Annotated in this window: 17 protein-coding genes; 6 read left to right on the forward strand and 11 right to left on the reverse strand. The window is 57.7% G+C overall.

Translation table 11 applies throughout. The features are described 5' to 3' along the window. Nucleotides 1-200: 200 nt before the first annotated feature. A complete protein-coding gene (gene emrD, locus J2Y91_RS08655) occupies nt 201-1,379 on the forward strand; it encodes a multidrug efflux MFS transporter EmrD (RefSeq protein ID WP_048914273.1) in 1,179 nt (392 codons plus the stop codon). A 67-nt stretch (nt 1,380-1,446) separates the two neighbouring features. On the opposite strand, the gene glpX is transcribed toward emrD, so the two are convergent. From glpX to J2Y91_RS08670, 3 genes are all read right to left on the reverse strand, one after another. Further along, entirely contained in the window at nt 1,447-2,457 is a 1,011-nt protein-coding gene (glpX, locus tag J2Y91_RS08660; RefSeq protein WP_133622287.1) for a class II fructose-bisphosphatase, read from the reverse strand. Nucleotides 2,458-2,555: 98 nt separating this feature from the next. Further along, nucleotides 2,556-4,070 (reverse strand): glycerol kinase GlpK, encoded by a 1,515-nt coding sequence (glpK, locus tag J2Y91_RS08665; protein WP_048914275.1) that lies wholly within the window; start codon nt 4,068-4,070, stop codon nt 2,556-2,558. Nucleotides 4,071-4,104: 34 nt separating this feature from the next. Beyond that, nucleotides 4,105-4,944 (reverse strand): MIP/aquaporin family protein, encoded by an 840-nt coding sequence (locus J2Y91_RS08670; RefSeq protein WP_133622286.1) that lies wholly within the window; start codon nt 4,942-4,944, stop codon nt 4,105-4,107. Nucleotides 4,945-5,389: 445 nt separating this feature from the next. Here J2Y91_RS08670 and zapB point away from each other — a divergent pair, with 445 nt between their 5' ends. Then, nucleotides 5,390-5,629 carry a cell division protein ZapB gene (gene zapB, locus J2Y91_RS08675; protein WP_048914277.1) on the forward strand — a complete coding sequence of 80 codons (240 nt, stop codon included), beginning with the start codon at nt 5,390-5,392 and terminating at the stop codon, nt 5,627-5,629. Nucleotides 5,630-5,694: 65 nt separating this feature from the next. On the opposite strand, the gene rraA is transcribed toward zapB, so the two are convergent. The 7 genes from rraA to priA all read right to left on the reverse strand — a co-directional run bounded on the left by rraA (nt 5,695) and on the right by priA (nt 13,862). Further along, nucleotides 5,695-6,180, reverse strand: coding sequence for a ribonuclease E activity regulator RraA (gene rraA / locus J2Y91_RS08680; protein ID WP_048914278.1), 486 nt, complete (start codon nt 6,178-6,180; stop codon nt 5,695-5,697). A gap of 106 nt (nt 6,181-6,286) precedes the next feature. Then, a complete protein-coding gene (locus J2Y91_RS08685; RefSeq protein ID WP_133622285.1) occupies nt 6,287-7,213 on the reverse strand; it encodes a 1,4-dihydroxy-2-naphthoate polyprenyltransferase in 927 nt (308 codons plus the stop codon). 161 nt (nt 7,214-7,374) lie between these two features. After that, a complete protein-coding gene (gene hslU / locus J2Y91_RS08690) occupies nt 7,375-8,709 on the reverse strand; it encodes an ATP-dependent protease ATPase subunit HslU (RefSeq protein ID WP_048914280.1) in 1,335 nt (444 codons plus the stop codon). A 12-nt stretch (nt 8,710-8,721) separates the two neighbouring features. After that, nucleotides 8,722-9,252, reverse strand: coding sequence for an ATP-dependent protease subunit HslV (hslV, locus tag J2Y91_RS08695; protein WP_048914281.1), 531 nt, complete (start codon nt 9,250-9,252; stop codon nt 8,722-8,724). Nucleotides 9,253-9,342: 90 nt separating this feature from the next. Further along, entirely contained in the window at nt 9,343-10,260 is a 918-nt protein-coding gene (gene ftsN / locus J2Y91_RS08700) for a cell division protein FtsN (RefSeq protein ID WP_133622284.1), read from the reverse strand. 154 nt (nt 10,261-10,414) lie between these two features. Beyond that, the gene (gene cytR / locus J2Y91_RS08705) at nt 10,415-11,452 is read right to left on the reverse strand and encodes a DNA-binding transcriptional regulator CytR (RefSeq protein ID WP_099753994.1); all 1,038 of its coding nucleotides are present in this window, start codon (nt 11,450-11,452) and stop codon (nt 10,415-10,417) included. A 208-nt stretch (nt 11,453-11,660) separates the two neighbouring features. Further along, nucleotides 11,661-13,862: a primosomal protein N' gene (priA, locus tag J2Y91_RS08710; RefSeq protein WP_048914284.1), complete on the reverse strand. Its 2,202-nt coding sequence runs from the start codon at nt 13,860-13,862 to the stop codon at nt 11,661-11,663. A 217-nt stretch (nt 13,863-14,079) separates the two neighbouring features. On the opposite strand from priA, the gene rpmE reads away from it, so the two are divergent. Next, nucleotides 14,080-14,292, forward strand: a complete 213-nt coding sequence (gene rpmE, locus J2Y91_RS08715; protein ID WP_048914285.1) for a 50S ribosomal protein L31 — start codon at nt 14,080-14,082, stop codon at nt 14,290-14,292. A gap of 1,026 nt (nt 14,293-15,318) precedes the next feature. Here the strand turns inward: rpmE and metJ are convergent. Beyond that, nucleotides 15,319-15,636, reverse strand: coding sequence for a met regulon transcriptional regulator MetJ (gene metJ, locus J2Y91_RS08720; RefSeq protein WP_013200201.1), 318 nt, complete (start codon nt 15,634-15,636; stop codon nt 15,319-15,321). 241 nt (nt 15,637-15,877) lie between these two features. Between metJ and metB the strand changes: the two genes are divergently transcribed. The 3 genes from metB to metF all read left to right on the forward strand — a co-directional run bounded on the left by metB (nt 15,878) and on the right by metF (nt 20,655). Then, the gene (metB, locus tag J2Y91_RS08725) at nt 15,878-17,038 is read left to right on the forward strand and encodes a cystathionine gamma-synthase (protein WP_133622283.1); all 1,161 of its coding nucleotides are present in this window, start codon (nt 15,878-15,880) and stop codon (nt 17,036-17,038) included. 2 nt (nt 17,039-17,040) lie between these two features. Further along, nucleotides 17,041-19,476, forward strand: a complete 2,436-nt coding sequence (locus J2Y91_RS08730; protein WP_133622282.1) for a bifunctional aspartate kinase/homoserine dehydrogenase II — start codon at nt 17,041-17,043, stop codon at nt 19,474-19,476. A 276-nt stretch (nt 19,477-19,752) separates the two neighbouring features. Further along, the gene (gene metF, locus J2Y91_RS08735; protein ID WP_048914288.1) at nt 19,753-20,655 is read left to right on the forward strand and encodes a methylenetetrahydrofolate reductase; all 903 of its coding nucleotides are present in this window, start codon (nt 19,753-19,755) and stop codon (nt 20,653-20,655) included. Nucleotides 20,656-20,706 lie beyond the last annotated feature (51 nt).

Here is a 20,706-nt window from a genome sequence, read left to right on the forward strand (position 1 = left end):
GTATGAGCACTCTATAAACGTAGCGTAAAAAATGATTTACAGCTGCGCCTGCTTTTGCTGACAGCGCGGCGTGCGCTATTTTCTGCCGACCCCTCGCTTTGTCACGCAATCCTGATATTTTCAGCGCCATTATGCCGGGATATCTGGCAGATCACTCTTCACTGAGTGAACTTTCCCCCTCTTTATAATGACGCTAAGCGATGAAAAAATTAGAAAACGGGCATCTGTTAGTGATGCTGATAGCGCTGCTGGCCGTGGGACAGATGGCGCAAACCATCTACGTTCCGGCGATGTCGACCATTGCCGAGGCGTTTCACGTGGGCGACGGCGCGGTGCAGCGAGTGATGGCGGCTTACCTGATGACCTACGGCGCGTCCCAGCTGTTTTACGGGCCGCTGTCGGATAATATCGGCCGCCGTCCGGTGATCCTGTTTGGCATGGCGGTATTTATTGCCGGTTCGCTGACCGCGCTGCTGGCGCACAGCCTGAACGGACTGGTGCTGGGGGCGGCGATCCAGGGCATGGGCACCGGCGTGGCGGGCGTGATGGCGCGTACTATGCCGCGCGACCTCTATTCGGGCAGCGCGCTACGCCATGCCAACAGCCTGCTCAACATGGGCATTCTGGTCAGCCCGCTCATTGCGCCGGTAATCGGGGCCGGGCTGACGCACCTGTTTGGCTGGCAGGCCTGCTTTGCTTTCCTGCTGCTGCTGTGCCTGATGGTCGCTGCCGTCATGCTGCGCTGGCTGCCGGAAACCCGCCCGAGTGGCCTACCGCCTCGCCCGTTCTTCTCGCGCTACCGGCCCTTGCTCGGTGACAGCAGCTTTGTGCGCTATCTGCTGATCCTGATCGGTGCTCTGTCTGGGATTGCGGTATTTGAGGCCAGCTGCGGCGTGCTGATGGGCGGCGTACTGGGTTACAGCAGCCTGGCGGTGAGCGTTCTGTTTATTCTGCCGCTGCCCGCTGCCTTTTTCGGCGCGTGGTTTGCCGGGCGCAGCGAGCGTTCGTTTACCACCGTGATGTGGTACGCGGTGAATAGCTGCCTGCTGGCGGGGGTGATGATGTGGATCCCGGGCTGGCTCGGGGTGATGAATCTGTGGACGCTGATCGTGCCGGCATCGCTGTTCTTCTTTGGTGCCGGGATGCTGTTTCCGCTGGCGACCACCGGTGCGATGGAGCCGTGGCCCTATATGGCAGGTACCGCCGGGGCGCTGGTGGGGGGGTTACAGAATCTGGGGTCCGGCATCACCGCCTGGCTGTCGGCGCTGCTGCCGCAGAACGGTCAGTTCAGCCTGGGGATGCTGATGTTTGGCACCGCGCTGCTGATCCTGCTGTGCTGGCTGCCGCTGTCGAAGCATCCGCAGCCGCATGCGGCGTAAATACAGGGCGAGGCATGCCATCGCCCCTACAGGATCGTGTAGGGGGCGGGCATGCCCGCCCCAGGTTTTACAAAATATACTGATGCAAACTTTCGTCTTTCAGGTCGAGGTAATGAATCGACTGGATGCGGCGAATGGTGCGTGATTTACCGCGGATCAGCAGGGTTTCAGTGGTTGCCATATTGCCGTTGCGCGTGATGCCTTTTAGCAGATCGCCGCTGGTGATGCCGGTGGCGGAAAACACCACGTTATCGTTGCGCGCCATCTGGTCCAGCGCCAGCACCTGGCCTGCTTCAATCCCCATCGCACGGCAGCGCTCCAGCTCCTCTTCACCCAGGCGGCGGTTCTCTGGCGTGTCACCCTTAACGTCGTGACGTGCCAGCAGGCGGCCCTGCATATCGCCGTCCAGTGCGCGGATCACCGCGGCTGAGACCACACCCTCCGGCGCGCCGCCGATGCCGTACATCACATCCACTTCGCTGTCCGGCATACAGGTCAGAATCGACGCGGCGACATCGCCATCCGGGAAGGTAAACACGCGCACGCCAAGCTGCTGCAGACGGGCAATCACCGCATCGTGGCGCGGCTTCGCCAGCAGCGTAACGGTCAGCTCTGCCAGCGGTTTCTTCAGAGCCTGCGCAATGCGCCGCAGGTTCTCTTCCAGCGGCAGATCGAGGTTGATAGCACCTTTGGCGCCGGGACCGACCACCAGTTTCTCCATGTACATATCCGGGGCGTGCAGGAAGGTGCCTTTGTCACCCACCGCCATCACCGCCAGCGCGTTGGCCTGGCCAAGCGCGGTCATGCGGGTACCTTCAATGGGATCGACGGCGATATCCACCGCATCGCCACGGCCAGTACCGACTTTCTCACCGATGTAGAGCATCGGCGCTTCATCTATTTCCCCTTCGCCAATCACGATCTGACCATCGATATCGACTTTATTGAGCATAATGCGCATCGCGTGTACCGCAGCGCCATCGGCTGCGTTCTTGTCGCCGCGCCCCAGCCACTTATAGCCAGCCAGTGCTGCCGCTTCGGTGACGCGGGAAAATTCAATCGCCAGTTCTCGTTTCATGACATGCCTTAAGGAAACAAATGAGGCGGGAAGTTTATCACAGGGAAGAGGGAGGGGAAGGAGGATGCCCGCGATCTGGCGACCGCGGGCAGGGGGAGTTACTTATCGTCAGCCTCTTCCCATGCCTGCGCACGGGCGACCGCTTTCTTCCAGCCTGCGTACAGCACGTTACGCTGGGTGGTTTCGATACTTGGGCGGAACTCACGTTCGATCACTGACTTGGCGCGCACTTCGTCCAGATCCTTCCAGAACCCGACCGCCAGGCCGGCCAGGTAAGCCGAGCCGAGCGCGGTGACTTCGCGCACTTCCGGGCGCTCAACGCGCGCGCCGAGAATATCGGACTGGAACTGCATCAGGAAGTTGTTGGCTACGGCACCCCCATCGACGCGCAGCGACTGCAGGCGGGTGTTGGCGTCGTTCTGCATCGCTTCCAGTACATCACGGGTCTGATAGGCAATCGACTCCAGGGTTGCGCGGATAATGTGGTTAGCGTTGGCACCGCGCGTCAGGCCGAAGATCGCACCACGGGCATACGGGTCCCAGTAGGGCGCGCCCAGACCGGTAAATGCAGGCACCATATACACGCCGTTGGTGTCGTTTACCTTGGTGGCGAAGTATTCGGAGTCGGTGGAGTCGTTAATCAGCTTCATCTCATCGCGCAGCCACTGAATGGATGCGCCACCGATAAACACGGCGCCTTCCAGCGCGTAGTTAACCTCGCCGCGCGGGCCGCAGGCGATGGTGGTCAGCAGGCCGTGGGTAGAGGTCACCGCTTCGGTACCGGTGTTCATCAGCATAAAGCAGCCGGTGCCGTAGGTGTTTTTCGCCATGCCCGGCTGTACGCACAGCTGGCCGTACAGTGCTGCCTGCTGGTCACCGGCGATACCGGCGATAGGAATACGCGTACCGCCTTTACCACCAATGTTGGTCTGGCCGTAAACTTCGGAGGAGGACTTCACTTCCGGCAGCATCTCACGCGGGATATCGAGGATCTCCAGCATGCGCTGATCCCACTCCAGCTTGTGAATGTTGAACATCATGGTGCGTGAGGCGTTGGTGTAGTCGGTAATGTGAACCCGTCCCTGCGTCATTTTCCATACCAGCCAGGAGTCGACGGTACCGAACAGCAGTTCGCCACGGCGCGCGCGCTCGCGTGAGCCCTCTACGTGGTCGAGGATCCACTTCACTTTGGTCCCGGAGAAGTACGGGTTAATCACCAGGCCCGTGGTATGACGGATGTACTCTTCCAGACCTTCGCGTTTCAGTTTGGCGCAGTAGTCGGCGGTACGCGGGTCCTGCCAGACGATAGCGTTGTAGATCGGCTTGCCGGTCTCTTTTTCCCAGACGATGGTGGTTTCGCGCTGGTTGGTGATACCAATGGCGGCAATCTCATCGGAGTTAATGTCTGCGTGTGCCAGCACTTCAACCAGCGTAGAGCTCTGCGATGCCCAGATATCCATTGGGTCATGCTCAACCCAGCCCGCTTTCGGGTAAATTTGCTGGAATTCACGCTGCGACACGGCGACGATGTTGGAATCGTGGTCCAGAATCACGGCACGGGAACTGGTGGTTCCCTGATCGAGCGCGACAATGTATTTTTTTTCTACGGTCATAATAATTTCCTGATGGTGTAGGCAGTTAGCAGGATTATGCTTTACGCTGTGCAGCGCGTGGCACCGGTTTTTCCTGTTTTTCAGCAACCTTGCCTGGCAGGTTGTTGGCAATCAGGGCGCGGTAACCAAAGGCACCGAGACTTGCGCCGACCAGTGGGCCAAAGATCGGAACAAGGAAATAAGGGATATCACGGGCGCCGGTTAAGGCAACATTACCCCAGCCAGCAACCCAGGCGAACAGTTTTGGTCCGAAATCACGTGCCGGGTTCAGTGCAAATCCGGTCAGTGGACCCATCGCACCACCGATAACGGCGATCAGCAGGCCAATCAGCAGCGGCGCCATTGGGCCACGCGGCAGGCCGTTGCCATCATCGGTCAGCGCCATAATCAGCCCCATCATCACCGCGGTGATCACCATCTCAACCAGGAAGGCCTGGCCGACGCCAATATGCGGGTTGGGATAGGTGGAGAAGATGCCCGCGAGGTCGAGGCTTTCAACGCTGCCGCGTACCATCTGATGCGTCTGTTCGTAGTCGAGGAATAAATTGTAGTAAAGACCGTAAACCAGTGCAGCAGAGCAAAACGCTCCGGCGACCTGCGCAAGGGTGTAGGGAATGACTTTACGGCCTTCGAAATTGGCGAATAACCACAGTGCGACGGTGACGGCAGGGTTGAGGTGCGCCCCGGAGATACCGGCGCTAAGGTAGACCGCCATTGAAACGGCAATACCCCAGATGATGCTGATTTCCCACTGGCCAAAACTGGCACCGGCGAGTTTCATAGCTGCGACACAGCCAGCACCAAAGAAGATGATCGTAGCAGTACCAAGGAACTCGGCGATGCACTGCCCTTTAAGTGTGCTTGTATGACTCATGATGAAATTCCTGAAGGCGAGGTTAAATGTTTACCATCTTAGTTTTGCTTCATCCGTGAACCACCCAAATCTTATGTAGGGCTGTTGTGAATTTATCGTTAACGAGCATAAACGAGAAATAGCGAAATCAAAAATTGTGTAGCGCGTCATAAAAATGAGCGTTTTCGCGTCTTTTTCCTTTCCAGAAACGCCTGGATGCGCGTTTGATCGCGCGTGAAATGCGCAAATTATTAACCCTGACCTTACATTTTCCCCGGTGAGTTGTTGCATAAACCAGGTCTAGACCGAAAATTGTTACAGACTGCGCCCCGTGCGGGTTCGCTGCTGGACTTGGGGTGCCGCTCTACTTACAATCGGGGCATCGTTGTTATCCGCGGAATGCCGGTTCATTCCTCACCCCTGCGGCTAGCATCATCAACGCCCTGCGAATAGGAGAGGTTAAGAAATGTCATTTGAAGTGTTTGAGAAACTGGAAGCGAAAGTGCAGCAGGCGATTGATACCATCACGCTGTTGCAGATGGAAATCGAAGAGCTTAAAGAGCAGAACGGTAATCTGAACCAGCAGGTTCAGCAGGCGTCGGGTAATACTGATGCGCTGGTGCGCGAAAACCAGCACCTGAAGGAAGAGCAGCATGTGTGGCAGGAACGTCTGCGTGCACTGCTGGGAAAAATGGAAGAGGTGTAATGCTGCTCCCTCGTTAAAACAGAGAGCTGTAGAGAGAAACGGGTGCCGCAGGCACCCGTTTTCGCTTATTCGATATCGAGCGGGTCTTCCGAGAGGATCATACCGGTATTATCAGCGTACAGATGGTCACCGGAGAAGAAGGTGACGCCGCCGAAGTTAACCCGCACGTCGCTTTCACCAATGCCTTCACCCGCTGCACCCGCCGGGATCGCCGCAATCGCCTGAATGCCGATATCCAGCTCTTCCAGATCGTCTACCTGGCGCACTGAGCCGTACACCACGATGCCTTCCCACTCGTTTTCCACTGCCAGCCTTGCGAGAGCGGCATCAACCAGCGCCCGGCGTACCGAGCCGCCGCCATCAACCAGCAGAATGCGGCCACGACCGTTTTCCTCCAGCAAATCATAGAGCAGACCGTTGTCCTCGAAACATTTTACCGTGATGATTTGCCCGCCAAACGAGGTGCGCCCACCAAAGTTTGAGAAGAGCGGTTCAACGACATTCACGTCCTCGTGATAGATGTCGCACAGTTCTGAAGTATCGTATTTCATAGGGTTTTCGTCTGTTTGCTACAGGGGGGGTAAGTATATCGCTTAAACCCGGCTGTTGGCAAAATCATCAATTGTTAAAAATTGCGATGGGTCAAGCACATCGCAATTAGCTGAGCAGCAATCCAACGGCAAACAGCACGTTCACCAGCAGGGCCATTTTCACCGTTTTTTCCAGCATCGGGCGCATCGCTGCGGGGCTGGTTTCGCGCAGCACCCTGCTGCCCTGCTGCCACAACAGCGGGACGCTCAGCAGGAACAGCCAGCCGGCGGGATGGGGATTATATCGCAGCGTGAAGCATGCCAGGCAGAGTGAGGCTGCGGCGAGCAGTAGCCGGTGGTAGTGCCGCGCCCGCAGCGGGCCCAGGCGCACGGCCAGGGTGAATTTACCGTTCAGCCGGTCGCTGTCAATATCGCGCAGGTTGTTGATATTCAGCACTGCGGTCGCCAGCAGCCCGCAGGCGCTGGCAGGCAGCAGCGGCAGCATGCTGAGCTGGTGGGTTTGCAGATACCAGCTACCGATCACCCCCAGCCAGCCAAAAAATATCATCACGGAGAGATCGCCAAGGCCCAGGTAGCCATAAGGCTTGCGCCCGACGGTATAGGCGATCGCCGCAACGATCGCCAGCGCGCCCAGGGCAAGGAAGCCCAGCATATCGCTGAGCGAGCGGCAGGCGCGTGACAGCAGTACGATGCCGCTCGCCATCGTCAGCAGCACGGTGAAGACCAGCGCAATACGCATCTGGTAGCGGCTAATGGCCCCTTTCTGCATCCCGCGCAGCGGCCCAATGCGATCGGCACTGTCACTGCCTTTCCCGGTATCCCCGTAATCATTGGCGAGATTAGAGAGGGTCTGCAGCAGTACGGTGGTCAGCAGCGCCAGCAGCGCGGTGGTGAGGTCGAAGTGCCCCTGCCACCACGCCAGCGCACTGCCAGTAATGATGGAGGCGCAGGCCAGCGGCAGCGTGCGCAGGCGCAAACTCTCCAGCCAGGCCTGTGGCTGACTGATTAAGGGGGCCAGTTGGCTGTTTTCCATAGGGGGTTGCGCCTCCGATCCGCGACAGGTCGAGTCCGGCGAATGCCAGAGCGGGTTCAGCGAGCAGTTTACGCGCGACGGCGCCGGGAAGTGTTAATCCAGGTCAAGGCGCAGGCAGGATAAAAAAATCCCGGCAGGTGCCGGGATGAGGGGAGCAGGGATTACAGGATAAAGCGGCTGAGGTCTTCGTCGGCCACCAGTTCATCCAGGTGCTTGCTGACGTACTCGGCATCGATAGTGAACGATTGCCCGGTCAGGTCGCTGGCGTCATAGGAGATCTCCTCCATCAGACGCTCCAGCACGGTGTGCAGGCGGCGCGCACCGATGTTCTCAGCGGTTTCATTAACCTGCCACGCGGCGGCGGCGATTTTGCTGATGCCGTCTTCGGTGAAGTTAATCTCTACACCTTCGGTATTCATCAGCGCTTTATACTGCACGGTGATTGAGGCGCTTGGCTCGGTGAGGATACGCTCGAAATCGTGCGTGGTCAGCGCCTGCAGCTCAACGCGGATTGGCAGACGGCCCTGCAGCTCAGGGATCAGGTCAGACGGGCTGGCCACCTGGAATGCGCCGGAGGCGATAAACAGAATATGGTCAGTTTTCACCATGCCGTGCTTGGTCGATACGGTACAGCCTTCTACCAGCGGCAGCAGGTCGCGCTGTACGCCTTCGCGAGAGACGTCCGGGCCGGAGGATTCGCCGCGCTTACAGACTTTATCGATCTCATCAATAAACACGATACCGTGCTGCTCGACCGCATCGATGGCTTCCTGCTTCAGCTCTTCCGGGTTGACCAGCTTCGCCGCTTCTTCTTCAATCAGCAGCTTCATCGCCTCTTTGATTTTCAGCTTGCGCGGTTTCTGCTTCTGGCCGCCGAGGTTCTGGAACATCGACTGCAGCTGGCTGGTCATCTCCTCCATACCAGGAGGCGCCATGATCTCCACGCCATTGGCGGAGACGGCGGCCAGGTCGATTTCAATCTCTTTGTCATCCAGCTGGCCTTCGCGCAGCTTTTTGCGGAATGACTGGCGAGCAGCAGACGGTTCCGCCGACGTTTCGTTCTGGCCCCAGTTGTTTTTAGCCGGTGGGATCAGCACGTCAAGAATACGCTCTTCCGCCATCTCTTCGGCGCGGTAGCGGTTTTTCTCAATAGCCTGAGAACGCACCATTTTCAGCGCAGAGTCAGTCAAATCGCGGATAATTGAATCCACTTCTTTACCGACATAGCCGACTTCAGTGAACTTGGTGGCTTCAACCTTGATGAACGGCGCGTTAGCCAGCTTCGCCAGGCGGCGGGCAATTTCGGTTTTACCGACGCCGGTCGGGCCGATCATCAGAATGTTTTTTGGGGTCACTTCATGACGCAGCTCTTCATCAAGCTGCATGCGGCGCCAGCGGTTACGCAGGGCGATAGCCACGGCACGCTTTGCGCCATCCTGGCCGATGATAAATCTGTTGAGTTCGCTGACAATCTCGCGCGGAGTCATAGCAGACATAAATTAGGATCCTTACGCTTTAGACGGTAGTGATTCGATGGTGAGATTGTGGTTGGTATAGATGCAGATATCGCCTGCAATACCGAGCGCTTTTTCCACAATATCCTGCGCGCCGATGTCGGTGTTTTCCAGCAGCGCACGGGCTGCTGCCTGAGCGTAAGGACCGCCCGAACCGATGGCAATGAGGTCGTTTTCTGGCTGGATAACGTCACCGTTGCCGGTAATGATCAGCGAGGCGTTTTCGTCGGCCACGGCCAGCAGCGCTTCGAGCTTGCGCAGCATACGGTCGGTGCGCCAGTCTTTTGCCAGCTCAACGGCCGCTTTCACCAGGTGACCCTGGTGCATTTCCAGTTTGCGTTCAAAAAGTTCAAACAGGGTGAAGGCATCTGCAGTACCGCCAGCAAAACCGGCAATGACTTTGTCATTGTAGAGACGACGCACTTTTTTGACGTTGCCTTTCATTACGGTATTGCCGAGGGTAGCCTGGCCATCACCGCCAATTACTACCTGGCCGTTGCGTCGTACACTTACTATTGTTGTCACGGGCAGACCCCTTGTTGCAGTCGGAAGATGACCCCGCACGCTTTGTGCGGGGCACTGATGCAATCAGATATGGGGCGAGATTAGAGGGTTTCAACCCCCCACAGAGAGAGGAATACAATTTGAGTGGCCGGAACCGCGCAGGCGTTTCAGGGTACTGTCGGCTCCGCTGCGGTTGTTATACGGACCAATCACCACGCGATTCCAGCCGCCGCCGGTAGTGATGCGGCTTTCAAAACCTTCGAAGGCCAGCTGGGCGCGGATGGATTCCGCCTGGTCGGTCCCTTTGAACGATCCACACTGCACCATCCAGCGCTGACCGTTGGTTTTTTCGGCCTCTTTCGGCTTAGTTTCCACTTTCGGCGCGGCGGCGGCAGTTTCCTGCTTCGGCTGCTGGCGCACCGGCTCACGCGTGACCGGCGTGATGGGTGCCGGGCGCGGCGTGGCGGGCTGCTGTGCCTGCTGCGGCTGAGTGCGCACCGGCTGCTGAGTTTGCTGTTGTGGCATGCGCGACTGCTGCTGCAGCTGGGTTTGCTGCTGCTGGCGCTGTAGCGTCTGCTGGCGCTGCGCCGGAGTTTGCTCATTCCACGGCACTTCGTTGAGCTGGGTTGGCTGCTGGCGCATATCGGCCTGCATCTGGTCCAGCAGCTGGCGCTGTTCGTCGGTTAACTGCGTTTGCGAGTGCGCTTCGCCGCCGGAGGTTGGCTCGGTCGGCGTCGGGACACCGAGCTGACGATTTTCCAGCTCTTTGATATAGCGCCAGCGCTCTTCCGGCTTCGGCGGCAGGCCGTTGCCGGTGGCTTTATGATCGGGGATCACCGGCACATCTTCTTTTTTATGATGTGCAATAAACCACAGCCCACCAATAAAGGTGACCAGAACGGCAACTGCCAGCACTACCATGATTTTTGATACACCGGATCCACTGCTGCGCTTCTTGCTGCGACTGTTGGTCTTTTTGCGACGCGTCCCTGTCGAACGCCCGCGGCCTACATAATCTTTTTGTGCCACTATCGTTCCGCTAATAATCAATGAAGGTAAGGCCGGGCAGAAAGCAGGGGGGTCGGGCGCCCGGTTATAGCCCGCCATGTTACTCAAGGGTCGGAAGTTTGACCAGCAGCGATATGTCTAAGAATATGCTGATTCTACTCCCGCCGCACCAGGGTTACGCCTCATCGCGCAGTGAGGGGGCGGTGCTGCCGCGAATTTTCAGCTCAAAATCCAGCAGGCGCGAGCCATTGCTCACCATTCTGCCCTGTAACTGCTCCAGCAATAGTAGCATTGCCTCACGACCAATGTTGAAGCGTGGCTGCGCGACGGTAGTGAGCTGCGGGTCGCTGTAGCGCGACAGTTCGATATCATCAAAGCCAATCAGAGAAATATCCTGCGGCACGCGCAGGCCCATCGTTTTCGCCTGCGCCATGGCGCCAAGCGCAATAATATCGCTGTGGCAGAACAGCGCGTCGGGCGGTTTCGGCAGGCTCATCAGATGTTTCATCGCCTGTGAACCCGCGTCGAAACTGAATTCACCGCGCACGATATATTGCGGATCGACCGGGATGCCGTGACGGCGCAGCGCCTGGATGTAGCCCTGCAGGCGATACTGGCAGAGCGGCATATCATCCGGCCCGGCTATGCAGGCGATACGGCGATGGCCAAGTTTTTGCAGATGGTTGACGGCTTCAAAGGCGGCGGTAAGGTTGTCGATATGTACCGTTGGCAGCTCCAGCTCCGGGGCGAACTCGTTGGCCATCACCATCGGCGGCAGGTTGCGCTGCTCCTCGACGCCCGTTTCAAACGGCACGTTGGAACCGAGCAGCACCATGCCGTCAATCTGCCGGGTCAGCATCAGGTTAAGGAAGGATTTTTCCTGCTGATTCTGGTGTGCGCAGTCGCCAATCAGCACCAGATAGCCTTCGGAAGCCGCCACGACTTCGATGCCGCGAATGATTTCACTAAAGAACGGGTCGCAGATGTCCGGTACGATCACCAGTACAGTACGTGACTCGCTACGTCGCGAACTGCGCGTCATTGAGTGGGGGGAGTAACCCACGGCGATCACTGCCTGTTCTACTTTATAACGCGTCGCCGCAGAGACCTTTTCCGGATTCATCAGCGCGCGGGAGACGGTTGCCGTCGATACGCCTGCGTGTTCAGCCACGTCCTTCATGGTCGCTGCTGTTGTCTCTTGATTGTGCCCCAACGCTTTTCTCCTCACGCCAGCCTGAGCTGACCTGACCAACTGATGACGATTTTTTATGGCAATAATGACGTTTACCGCGAGCCGAGCGGATAACTCCGCATTCTTAACAGATCTAACGACGTGCTGTTACTTAATTTGCATAAAAATTGTGACTTGTGCGACTTTTTTCGATCTGCCGCATAACTTTGCCACGCAACCGGTTACGTTCTCAGCTTTCGCTCGGGTCGATATCCAGCGTCCATTTGACTTTGCGCGCTTGCGGCAGGGTGTTAATCAGCGGCAGGCTGGATTTGATTAGCCGCTGCAATACGGCGCGGGAAGGGTGTTGTAACAGCAGCTGCCAGCGGTAGCGACCGCTGCGTTTTGCCTGCAGTGCCGGCACCGGACCCATGACCCAGAACGATTCATCATTCAGCGGGCTGGCTTCCAGCAGGTTACGCAGCTGCTGCAGGAACAGGCTGGCCTGCTGATTATCGTGGTCTTCAGCACGGAACAGCGCGTGGCTGGTAAATGGCGGCAGGAACACGCTGCTGCGCTCGCTCAGCGCCTGATGGGCAAAGGCATCGTAGCCCTGATGCAGCAGGGTTTGCAGCAGCGGGTGCTCAGGGTGGTGGGTCTGCAACAGCACCTCCCCCTGCTTGCCTGCGCGCCCGGCACGGCCAGCGACCTGCACGTAAAGCTGGGCGAAGCGCTCCGCCGAGCGGAAATCGGCGGAAAACAGCGCGCCGTCGACGTCAAGCAGCGACACCAGCGTAACGTCCGGGAAGTGGTGGCCTTTCGCCAGCATCTGGGTGCCGACCAGAATACGCGCACCGCCGCGGTGCACCTCCGCCAGCTGCTGCTCCAGCGCGCCTTTACGACTGGTGGTGTCGCGGTCGATACGCGTCAGCGGCACGTCGGGGAACAGCGCCCCGATATTATGCTCCAGCTGTTCCGTGCCTAATCCGACCGGCACCAGATGGGTGGAGCCGCACTGTGGGCACTGATGCGGCACCGGGCGCTGGCTGTCGCAGTGGTGGCAGCGCAGCTGGCGCTGATGCTGGTGAAGAGTGTAATAGCGATCGCAGCGCTGGCATTCAGCTATCCAGCCGCACTCGTGGCACAGCAGGGTGGGGGAAAAGCCGCGCCGGTTGAGGAACAGCAGCACCTGATTATCCGCTTTCAGATGCTGGCCGATTTTTTTGATCAGCATCGGTGACAGCCCACCCTGCAGCTTCACGCCCTTCAGGTCGACCAGTAGCTGAGTGGCTTTGGTGGCGTTCCCGGCGCGCTTGCTGAGGCTGAGCTGGCGATATTTCCCCAGCTGAACGTTATGCAGGGTTTCCAGTGCCGGGGTGGCGGAACCCATCACAATCGGAATATTTTCCTGACGCGCGCGAAATACCGCCAGGTCACGGGCATGGTAGCGCCAGCCCTCCTGCTGCTTATAGGAGCTGTCGTGCTCCTCATCAATAATGATTGCGCCGAGGCGGGCAAACGGCGTGAACAGCGATGAGCGGGTGCCGATGACGATCGCCGTTTCGCCGCTGCGCGCGCGCAGCCAGACGGCCAGGCGCTCGCTGTCATTTAAGCCGGAGTGCAGCACGTCGACCGGGGCATTAAAGCGCTCGCGAAAGCGGGCAATAGTCTGGGGCGTCAGGCCGATTTCCGGCACCATCACCAGCGCCTGGCGGCCGCTGGCCAGAATATTTTCCAGCATGCTGAGGTAGACTTCGGTTTTGCCGGAGCCGGTGATGCCTGCCAGCAGCCACGCGGAGAAGCAGTCGTCGGCGCTGCGAATCGCCCCGACCGCCGTGGCCTGCTCGGTATTCAGGCGCAGGCGCTCGCCATTGACGGCATAGCCGGTGCGCCAGTCCTCGCGGGCACGCTGCTGCGGACGCAGTTCACACAGCCCTTTGGCACGCAGCGCCTGTAGCGTTGCTTCGGTGATGTCGTGCTGGCTGACTTCGTGACGATACAGCGGGCGGTTGCGCAGGGCGGCCAGTGCCTGCTGCTGTTTTGGCGCGCGCTTCAGGCTTTCCGGCGCGGTGGCCTTGCCTTCTTCGGTCATCACCCACTGCCACAGCGGCGCTTCTTCCGCCGCTTTACCCTGGCGCAGCAGCACCGGCATGGCGTGGAACAGCACCTCTCCCAGCGGAAAGTGATAGTAGTCGGCCGCCCACAGCAGGATGCGCCACAGCGAAGCCGGGTAGAGCGATTCGCTGTCCAGCACCTCTATGACGTTCTTCATCTGGTCGAGCGGGAAGTCGCTCTGCTCGACAATCGCCACCACCACGCCGGTTGCTTTACGCTTGCCGAACGGCACGGTCACTCGCCCACCCACCACGGCGTGGCTGATAAGGTGAGGTGGCAACAGATAGTCAAAGTTGCGGGCAAGCGGAACGGGTAGCGCGACCTGAACAACGGGCATGAATTCATCCGGGTGAAAAATTAAGCCAGTTAGTGTACACTGAGTCTTCCTCAATGTGCGGATCCGATTGCGGTGTGTGGTTAATTTCTGTATAGTTCGCCGCCGTTGGTACGGCATTTTGGTATCAACTTCACTTGAAACATTAATCTTCGTGTGGTGCCGGTGCAGGAGTTATCCTGGCGCGGGAGAGCGACACGGCCTTAACTGAGGTTTTCCCATGAAAAAAGGTATTCACCCTAATTACGCTGAAGTTACTGCTAAATGTTCTTGCGGTAACGAAATCAAAACCCGCTCTACCGTGGGTCACGACCTGAACCTGGACGTGTGTGGTAACTGCCACCCGTTCTACACTGGCAAGCAGCGTGATGTTGCTACCGGTGGTCGTGTTGACCGCTTCAACAAGCGTTTCAGCATCCCAGGCGCTAAATAAGCACCCGGTAAGATGTAAGAAAAAACCCAGCTTCGGCTGGGTTTTTTTGTGCCTGAAGCTTGAGATTGATAATTTTATATCTTCATTTGGGAAATTATATAGACACCATTTTAAAAATAAATAATATAAATCAACGAACTGTAAAAGAATGTGAGCTTATAATAAAGTTCCCCTCGCAGTAATTTCCAGATATTTTGAAAACAAAATTTGCAAATTAAAATAGTGTGATGTATTTATTTCAGTGTGCCTGGAGGATGTTATTCAGGTGAAGCGGACGATCCCTGTAGCCGAAAACAGCTATCACTCGCTGCTAGTTTGGGCGGGTCATAAGGAGAATGAATTGAAACTCTTTTTTTTAAAAAACCTGATATTATTATTATCAATGATGACTGGATTTTTGTTTCTCAGCGGCGCGGGCATCTCTCCGCAATTTTTCGTCTATACACCCTCCGCTGAAGTTTCGGAATTCGTCATAACTATCAGTGTATTAGTGTCTTTTTCTTTGCTGGGTCGTAAAATAACTCACTTATTATTTAAATCTGAATAAATCAGCGGCTGGTGATTTGTTATACCTGAACAGGCATTGGCTCTTATCCTTTTTTTATGGTGGTGAAATTAACGCCCCTACGCTGACTGCTGAATTTACAAAACTATCTCATATTGTGCGGGCTCCTGTTTATAATGAAACTGCAATCAGGAGGGGCAGTTTGAATCACTAACGGTATTCTTTCGAGCCAGGCTTCGCGCAACAGTTTTAACCTCCGTGGTCATCTCCGTTTTATCTGCTCAGTATTCCGATTTTATACTCTACAGGCTTCAATGAACTGAGTTGCTATAAAGAGTAAACATTATCTTTGAGCAGGCGGAGCATACGGTAGCAAACGACAACGTGCCGTTAAGCGGATAGGGTCGAAGAGGGGTAAAGGGGGGTACAGACACCATCGTGGCTATCTGGCAATCCGGTTAAGCCGGGCACCCAATACTGAATCAGGTGCCCGACCGGATAACCGAATGACTTGCAGGCGCTTAGTATTCCCAGGTATCGGGATCGACGCCCATTTCCCGCATGATGGCTTTCGCTTCTTCGGGAATTTCGTCGCTGCGCTCTTTCCGCAGGTCGACATCATCCGGCAGTGGCTGTCCGGTAAACGCATGCAGAAACGCCTCGCACAGCAGTTCGCTGTTGGTGGCGTGACGCAAGTTATTAACCTGACGGCGCGTGCGCTCATCGGTCAAAATCTTCAGAACCTTCAGCGGGATGGATACCGTGATTTTTTTGACCTGCTCGCTCTTCTTACCGTGTTCAGCGTAAGGGCTGATATATTCGCCGTTCCACTCAGCCATGGGCTACCTTAATCAATTAAATTGGAAATGCCGAAATTCGGCTAATTATGCCCGAAGTTTGTCGCCATCACATAGAGATGGCACAACTTTCTCTGGGGGATATCGACATAATTCTAACGGTTATTGCCGCATTGCTCAATCTATACGCAAAGACATTTAGATGTCCAGATGTATTGACGTCTATACTCACCCGCTTTACTCTATAACACTTCTCTTATTATCCAGCAGGAACTTGTGCACCATGACGCGTAAACAGGCAACCATCGCAGTACGCAGCGGTTTGAATGATGACGAGCAATATGGCTGCGTTGTCCCCCCGATCCACCTTTCCAGCACCTATAACTTTACCGATTTCAACGAGCCGCGTGCGCATGACTACTCGCGGCGCGGCAACCCGACCCGCGATGTGGTGCAGCGTGCGCTGGCGGAGCTGGAAGGCGGTGCCGGGGCGGTGATGACCAATACCGGGATGTCGGCGATCCACCTGGTGTGTACCGTGTTCCTGAAGCCGGGTGACCTGCTGGTCGCTCCGCACGATTGCTACGGCGGCAGCTACCGCCTGTTCGACAGCCTGAGCAAGCGCGGCGCGTATCGCGTGAAGTTTGTCGACCAGGGTGACGAAGCGGCGCTGCAGGCGGCGCTGGATGAGAAGCCAAAGCTGGTGCTGATTGAAAGCCCTAGCAACCCGCTGCTGCGCGTGGTGGATATTGCCGCTATCTGTCAGGCTGCCTCTGCGGCGGGCGCGATTAGCGTGGTGGATAACACCTTCCTCAGCCCGGCATTGCAGAGCCCGCTGGCGCTGGGTGCGGATCTGGTGATCCACTCCTGTACCAAATACCTGAATGGCCACTCGGATGTGGTGGCAGGCGCGGTCATTGCGAAAGATCCGCAGCACGTGACCGAACTCGCCTGGTGGGCCAACAATATTGGCGTCACCGGAGCGGCTTTTGACAGCTATCTGCTGCTGCGCGGTCTGCGCACTCTGGCACCGCGCATGGCAGCCGCACAGCGTAATGCGCTGGCGATTGTTGATTATCTGAAGCAACAACCGCTGGTGAAAAAGTTGTATCATCCGTCACTGCCGGAAAATGCAGGCCATCAGTTTGCGGTACGTCAGCAAAAAGGTTTCGGCGCGATGTTAAGTTTTGAGTTTGACGGTGACGAAGCCACGCTGCGTCGTTTCCTGAAAGCGCTGGAATTATTTACCCTGGCGGAATCGCTGGGCGGCGTGGAAAGCTTGATTTCCCACACGGCTACCATGACCCATGCGGGCATGTCGGCAGAGGCGCGTGCGGCGGCAGGCATTTCCGAAACGCTGCTGCGTATCTCGGTGGGAATTGAAGATCACGAAGATTTAATCGCCGATCTGGATAATGCATTCCAGGTAGCGGCCAAGAGGTAAGCATGAGTTATTCAGCAGTGGCAGGGGCGTTGGGGACACGGCAGTTGCATAAATTTGGTGGCAGTAGTCTGGCCGATGCCAAATGCTACCAGCGCGTTGCCGGGATTATGGCGGAGTACAGCCAGCCGGGCGACCTGATGGTGGTCTCGGCAGCGGGCAGCACCACTAATCAGCTGATCAGCTGGCTGAAGCTTAGCCAGAGCGACCGGTTATCTGCGCATCAGGTGCAGCAGGCGCTGCGTCGCTATCAGAGCGAACTGATTAGCAGCCTGCTGCCGCCCGAGACGGCTGCCCCGATGATTGCTGAATTTATTCATGATCTGGAAAAACTGGCCGCGCTGCTGGACGGTCCCATCACCGAGGCGGTTTATGCTGAAGTGGTGGGGCACGGTGAGATCTGGTCGGCGCGCCTGATGGCTGCCGTCCTTGCCCGGCGTGATATCGACGCCAGCTGGCTGGATGCACGCCAGTTCCTGCGCGCTGAACGTGGCGCACAGCCGCAGGTGGATGAAGAGAAATCCGCCCCGCTGCTGCAACAGCTGATGGCGCCACGCGCAGCGCAGCGCCTGGTCGTTACCGGATTTATCTGCGCCAATGACGCCGGAGAAACGGTGCTGTTGGGGCGCAACGGCAGTGACTACTCCGCCACGCAGATCGGTGCGCTGGCGGGCGTGTCGCGCGTCACCATCTGGAGCGATGTCGCCGGGGTTTACAGCGCGGACCCACGCAAAGTGAAAGATGCCTGCCTGCTGCCGCTGCTGCGCCTGGATGAAGCCAGCGAGCTGGCGCGCCTTGCTGCCCCGGTGCTGCACACCCGCACGCTGCAGCCGGTTTCCGGCAGCGATATCGATCTACAGCTGCGCTGCAGCTATACGCCAGACGAAGGCTCTACCCGCATTGAACGCGTGCTGGCTTCCGGCACCGGCGCACGTATTGTTACCAGCCACGATGATGTCTGCCTGATTGAGTTCCAGGTCCCGGCGCAGCATGATTTTGCCGCGATGCACAAAGAGATCGACCATTTACTGAAGCGCGCGCAGATGCGCCCGCTGGCAACCGGCGTGCATCCTGACCGTAATCTGCTGCAGCTCTGCTACACCTCGGAAGTGGTGAACAGCGCGCTGACCCTGCTGGAGGATTCGGCGCTGCCGGGTCGTTTACAGCTGCGCGATGGCATGGCAATGGTGGCGATGGTCGGCGCAGGCGTCTGCCGTAACCCGCTGCACAGCCACCGTTTCTGGCAGCAGATGAAAGATCAGCCGGTGGAGTTTATCTGCCAGTCGCAGGAGGGCATCAGCCTGGTGGCGGTGCTGCGCGTGGGGCCAACCGAACATCTGATCCGTGGTCTGCACCAGACGCTGTTCCGCGCTGAGAAGCAGATTGGCCTGGTGCTGTTTGGCAAAGGCAATATCGGTTCACGCTGGCTGGAGCTGTTCGCGCGCGAGCAGAAGACCCTTTCTGCGCGCACCGGTTTTGAATATATCCTGGCCGGGGTGGTCGACAGCCGCCGCAGCCTGCTGAGCTATGACGGTCTGGATGCCAGCCGCGCGCTGGCGTTCTTCGAGGATGAAGCGGTTGAGCAGGATCAGGAATCGCTGTTCCTGTGGATGCGCGAGCACCCGTTTGATGACCTGGTGGTGCTGGATGTGACCGCCAGCGAAACCCTTGCCGCGCAGTACCTCGATTTCGCCAGCTACGGTTTCCACGTGATTGGCGCGAACAAAGTGGCGGGGGCGGCAACCAGCGGCAGCTATCGCCAGATCCGTGATGCCTTCGCTAAAACCGGGCGTCACTGGCTGTATAACGCGACCGTCGGTGCCGGACTGCCGGTTAACCACACCGTGCGCGACCTGCGCGAAAGCGGCGACAGCATTCTGTCGATCAGCGGCGTCTTCTCCGGAACGCTCTCCTGGCTGTTTCTGCAGTTTGACGGCACCGTGCCGTTTACCGAGCTGGTGGATCAGGCCTGGCAGCAGGGGTTGACGGAACCCGATCCGCGCGTCGATCTCTCCGGCCAGGACGTGATGCGCAAGCTGGTGATCCTCGCGCGTGAAGCGGGCTATGACATCGAACCCGATCAGGTGCGCGTCGAGTCGCTGGTGCCTGCCAGCTATCAGTCCGGCTCGGTGGATGACTTCTTTGAGAATGCCGATGAGCTGAATGAGCAGATGGTGCAGCGCTTTGAAGCGGCGCAGGAGCTGGGGCTGGTGCTGCGCCACGTGGCGCGTTTCGATGCCAACGGTAAAGCGCGTGTCGGCGTGGAAGCGGTGCGCCCCGATCATCCGCTGGCGGCGCTGCTGCCGTGCGATAACGTCTTCGCCATTGAGAGCCGCTGGTATCGCGATAATCCGCTGGTGATCCGCGGCCCGGGCGCCGGGCGCGATGTTACTGCCGGGGCAATCCAGTCTGACCTGAATCGCCTGGCACAGCTGCTGTAATCCCTTCCTGATTTGGGCCAGGCATGCCTGGCCCCTACACCATCTCTGCTGATTTGGGCCAGACATGCCAGGCACCTACACCTTCTCTGCATGCCTGGCCCCTGCACAATCTCTGTATGAATTTCCCTCACCTTTATTGCGTATCTGTCAGCGCAGGTCGTGATTTTTCTGTTGACTGACCAGGCAAATTCCGTCATTTTGAATGTCTGGACGTCTAAACGGATAGACGTGTGACGGCGAAGAAATAAGCCAAAGCGATCGATGAGGTAAGCGGGTATGAGTTTTTTCCATGCAAATCAGCGCGAAGCACTGAATCAGAGTCTGGCCGAGATTAACGGGCAGATTAATGTCTCATTCGAGTTCTTTCCGCCGCGCACCAGTGAAATGGAAGAGACCCTGTGGAGCTCTATCGATCGCCTCAGCAGCCTGAAGCCGAAATTCGTTTCGGTGACTTATGGGGCCAATTCCGGCGAGCGCGACCGAACGCACAGCATCATTAAAGGCATTAAAGACCGCACCGGTCTGGAAGCCGCCCCGCACCTGACCTGCATCGATGCCAGCCGCGATGAGCTGCGCAATATTGCTCAGGATTACTGGAACAATGGGATTCGCCATATCGTCGCGCTGCGCGGTGACCTGCCGCCTGGCGCTGGCAAGCCCGAAATGTACGGGGCGGATCTGGTTGCGCTGCTGAAAGAGGTGGGTGATTTCGATATTTCCGTGGCGGCTTACCCGGAGGTGCATCCGGAGGCGAAAAGCGCCCAGGCGGATCTGATTAACCTCAAGCGTAAAATCGATGCGGGCGCCAACCGTGCCATCACCCAGTTCTTCTTCGATGTGGAGAGCTATCTGCGCTTTCGCGACCGCTGCGTGTCGACCGGCATTGATGTCGAGATCGTGCCTGGCATCCTGCCGGTATCGAACTTCAGGCAGCTGCAGCGTTTCGCCGCCATGACGAACGTGCGCGTACCGGGCTGGATGACCAGCATGTTTGAAGGGCTGGATAACGACCCGGAAACCCGCAAAATGGTCGGTGCCAACGTGGCGATGGATATGGTGAAGATCCTCAGCCGCGAAGGGGTGAAAGACTTCCATTTCTATACCCTGAACCGCGCCGAACTGAGCTACGCCATCTGCCACACGCTGGGCGTGCGCCCGGAAACGGTGGTAAATGCCTGAGGTTTAAACGTTTCAGGGCGGACCGAAAAAGAAGGTCCGCCCCTACGGTTT

This window comes from Erwinia aphidicola (assembly GCF_024169515.1).
In the GTDB taxonomy this organism is placed as follows: Bacteria; Pseudomonadota; Gammaproteobacteria; order Enterobacterales; family Enterobacteriaceae; genus Erwinia; species Erwinia aphidicola.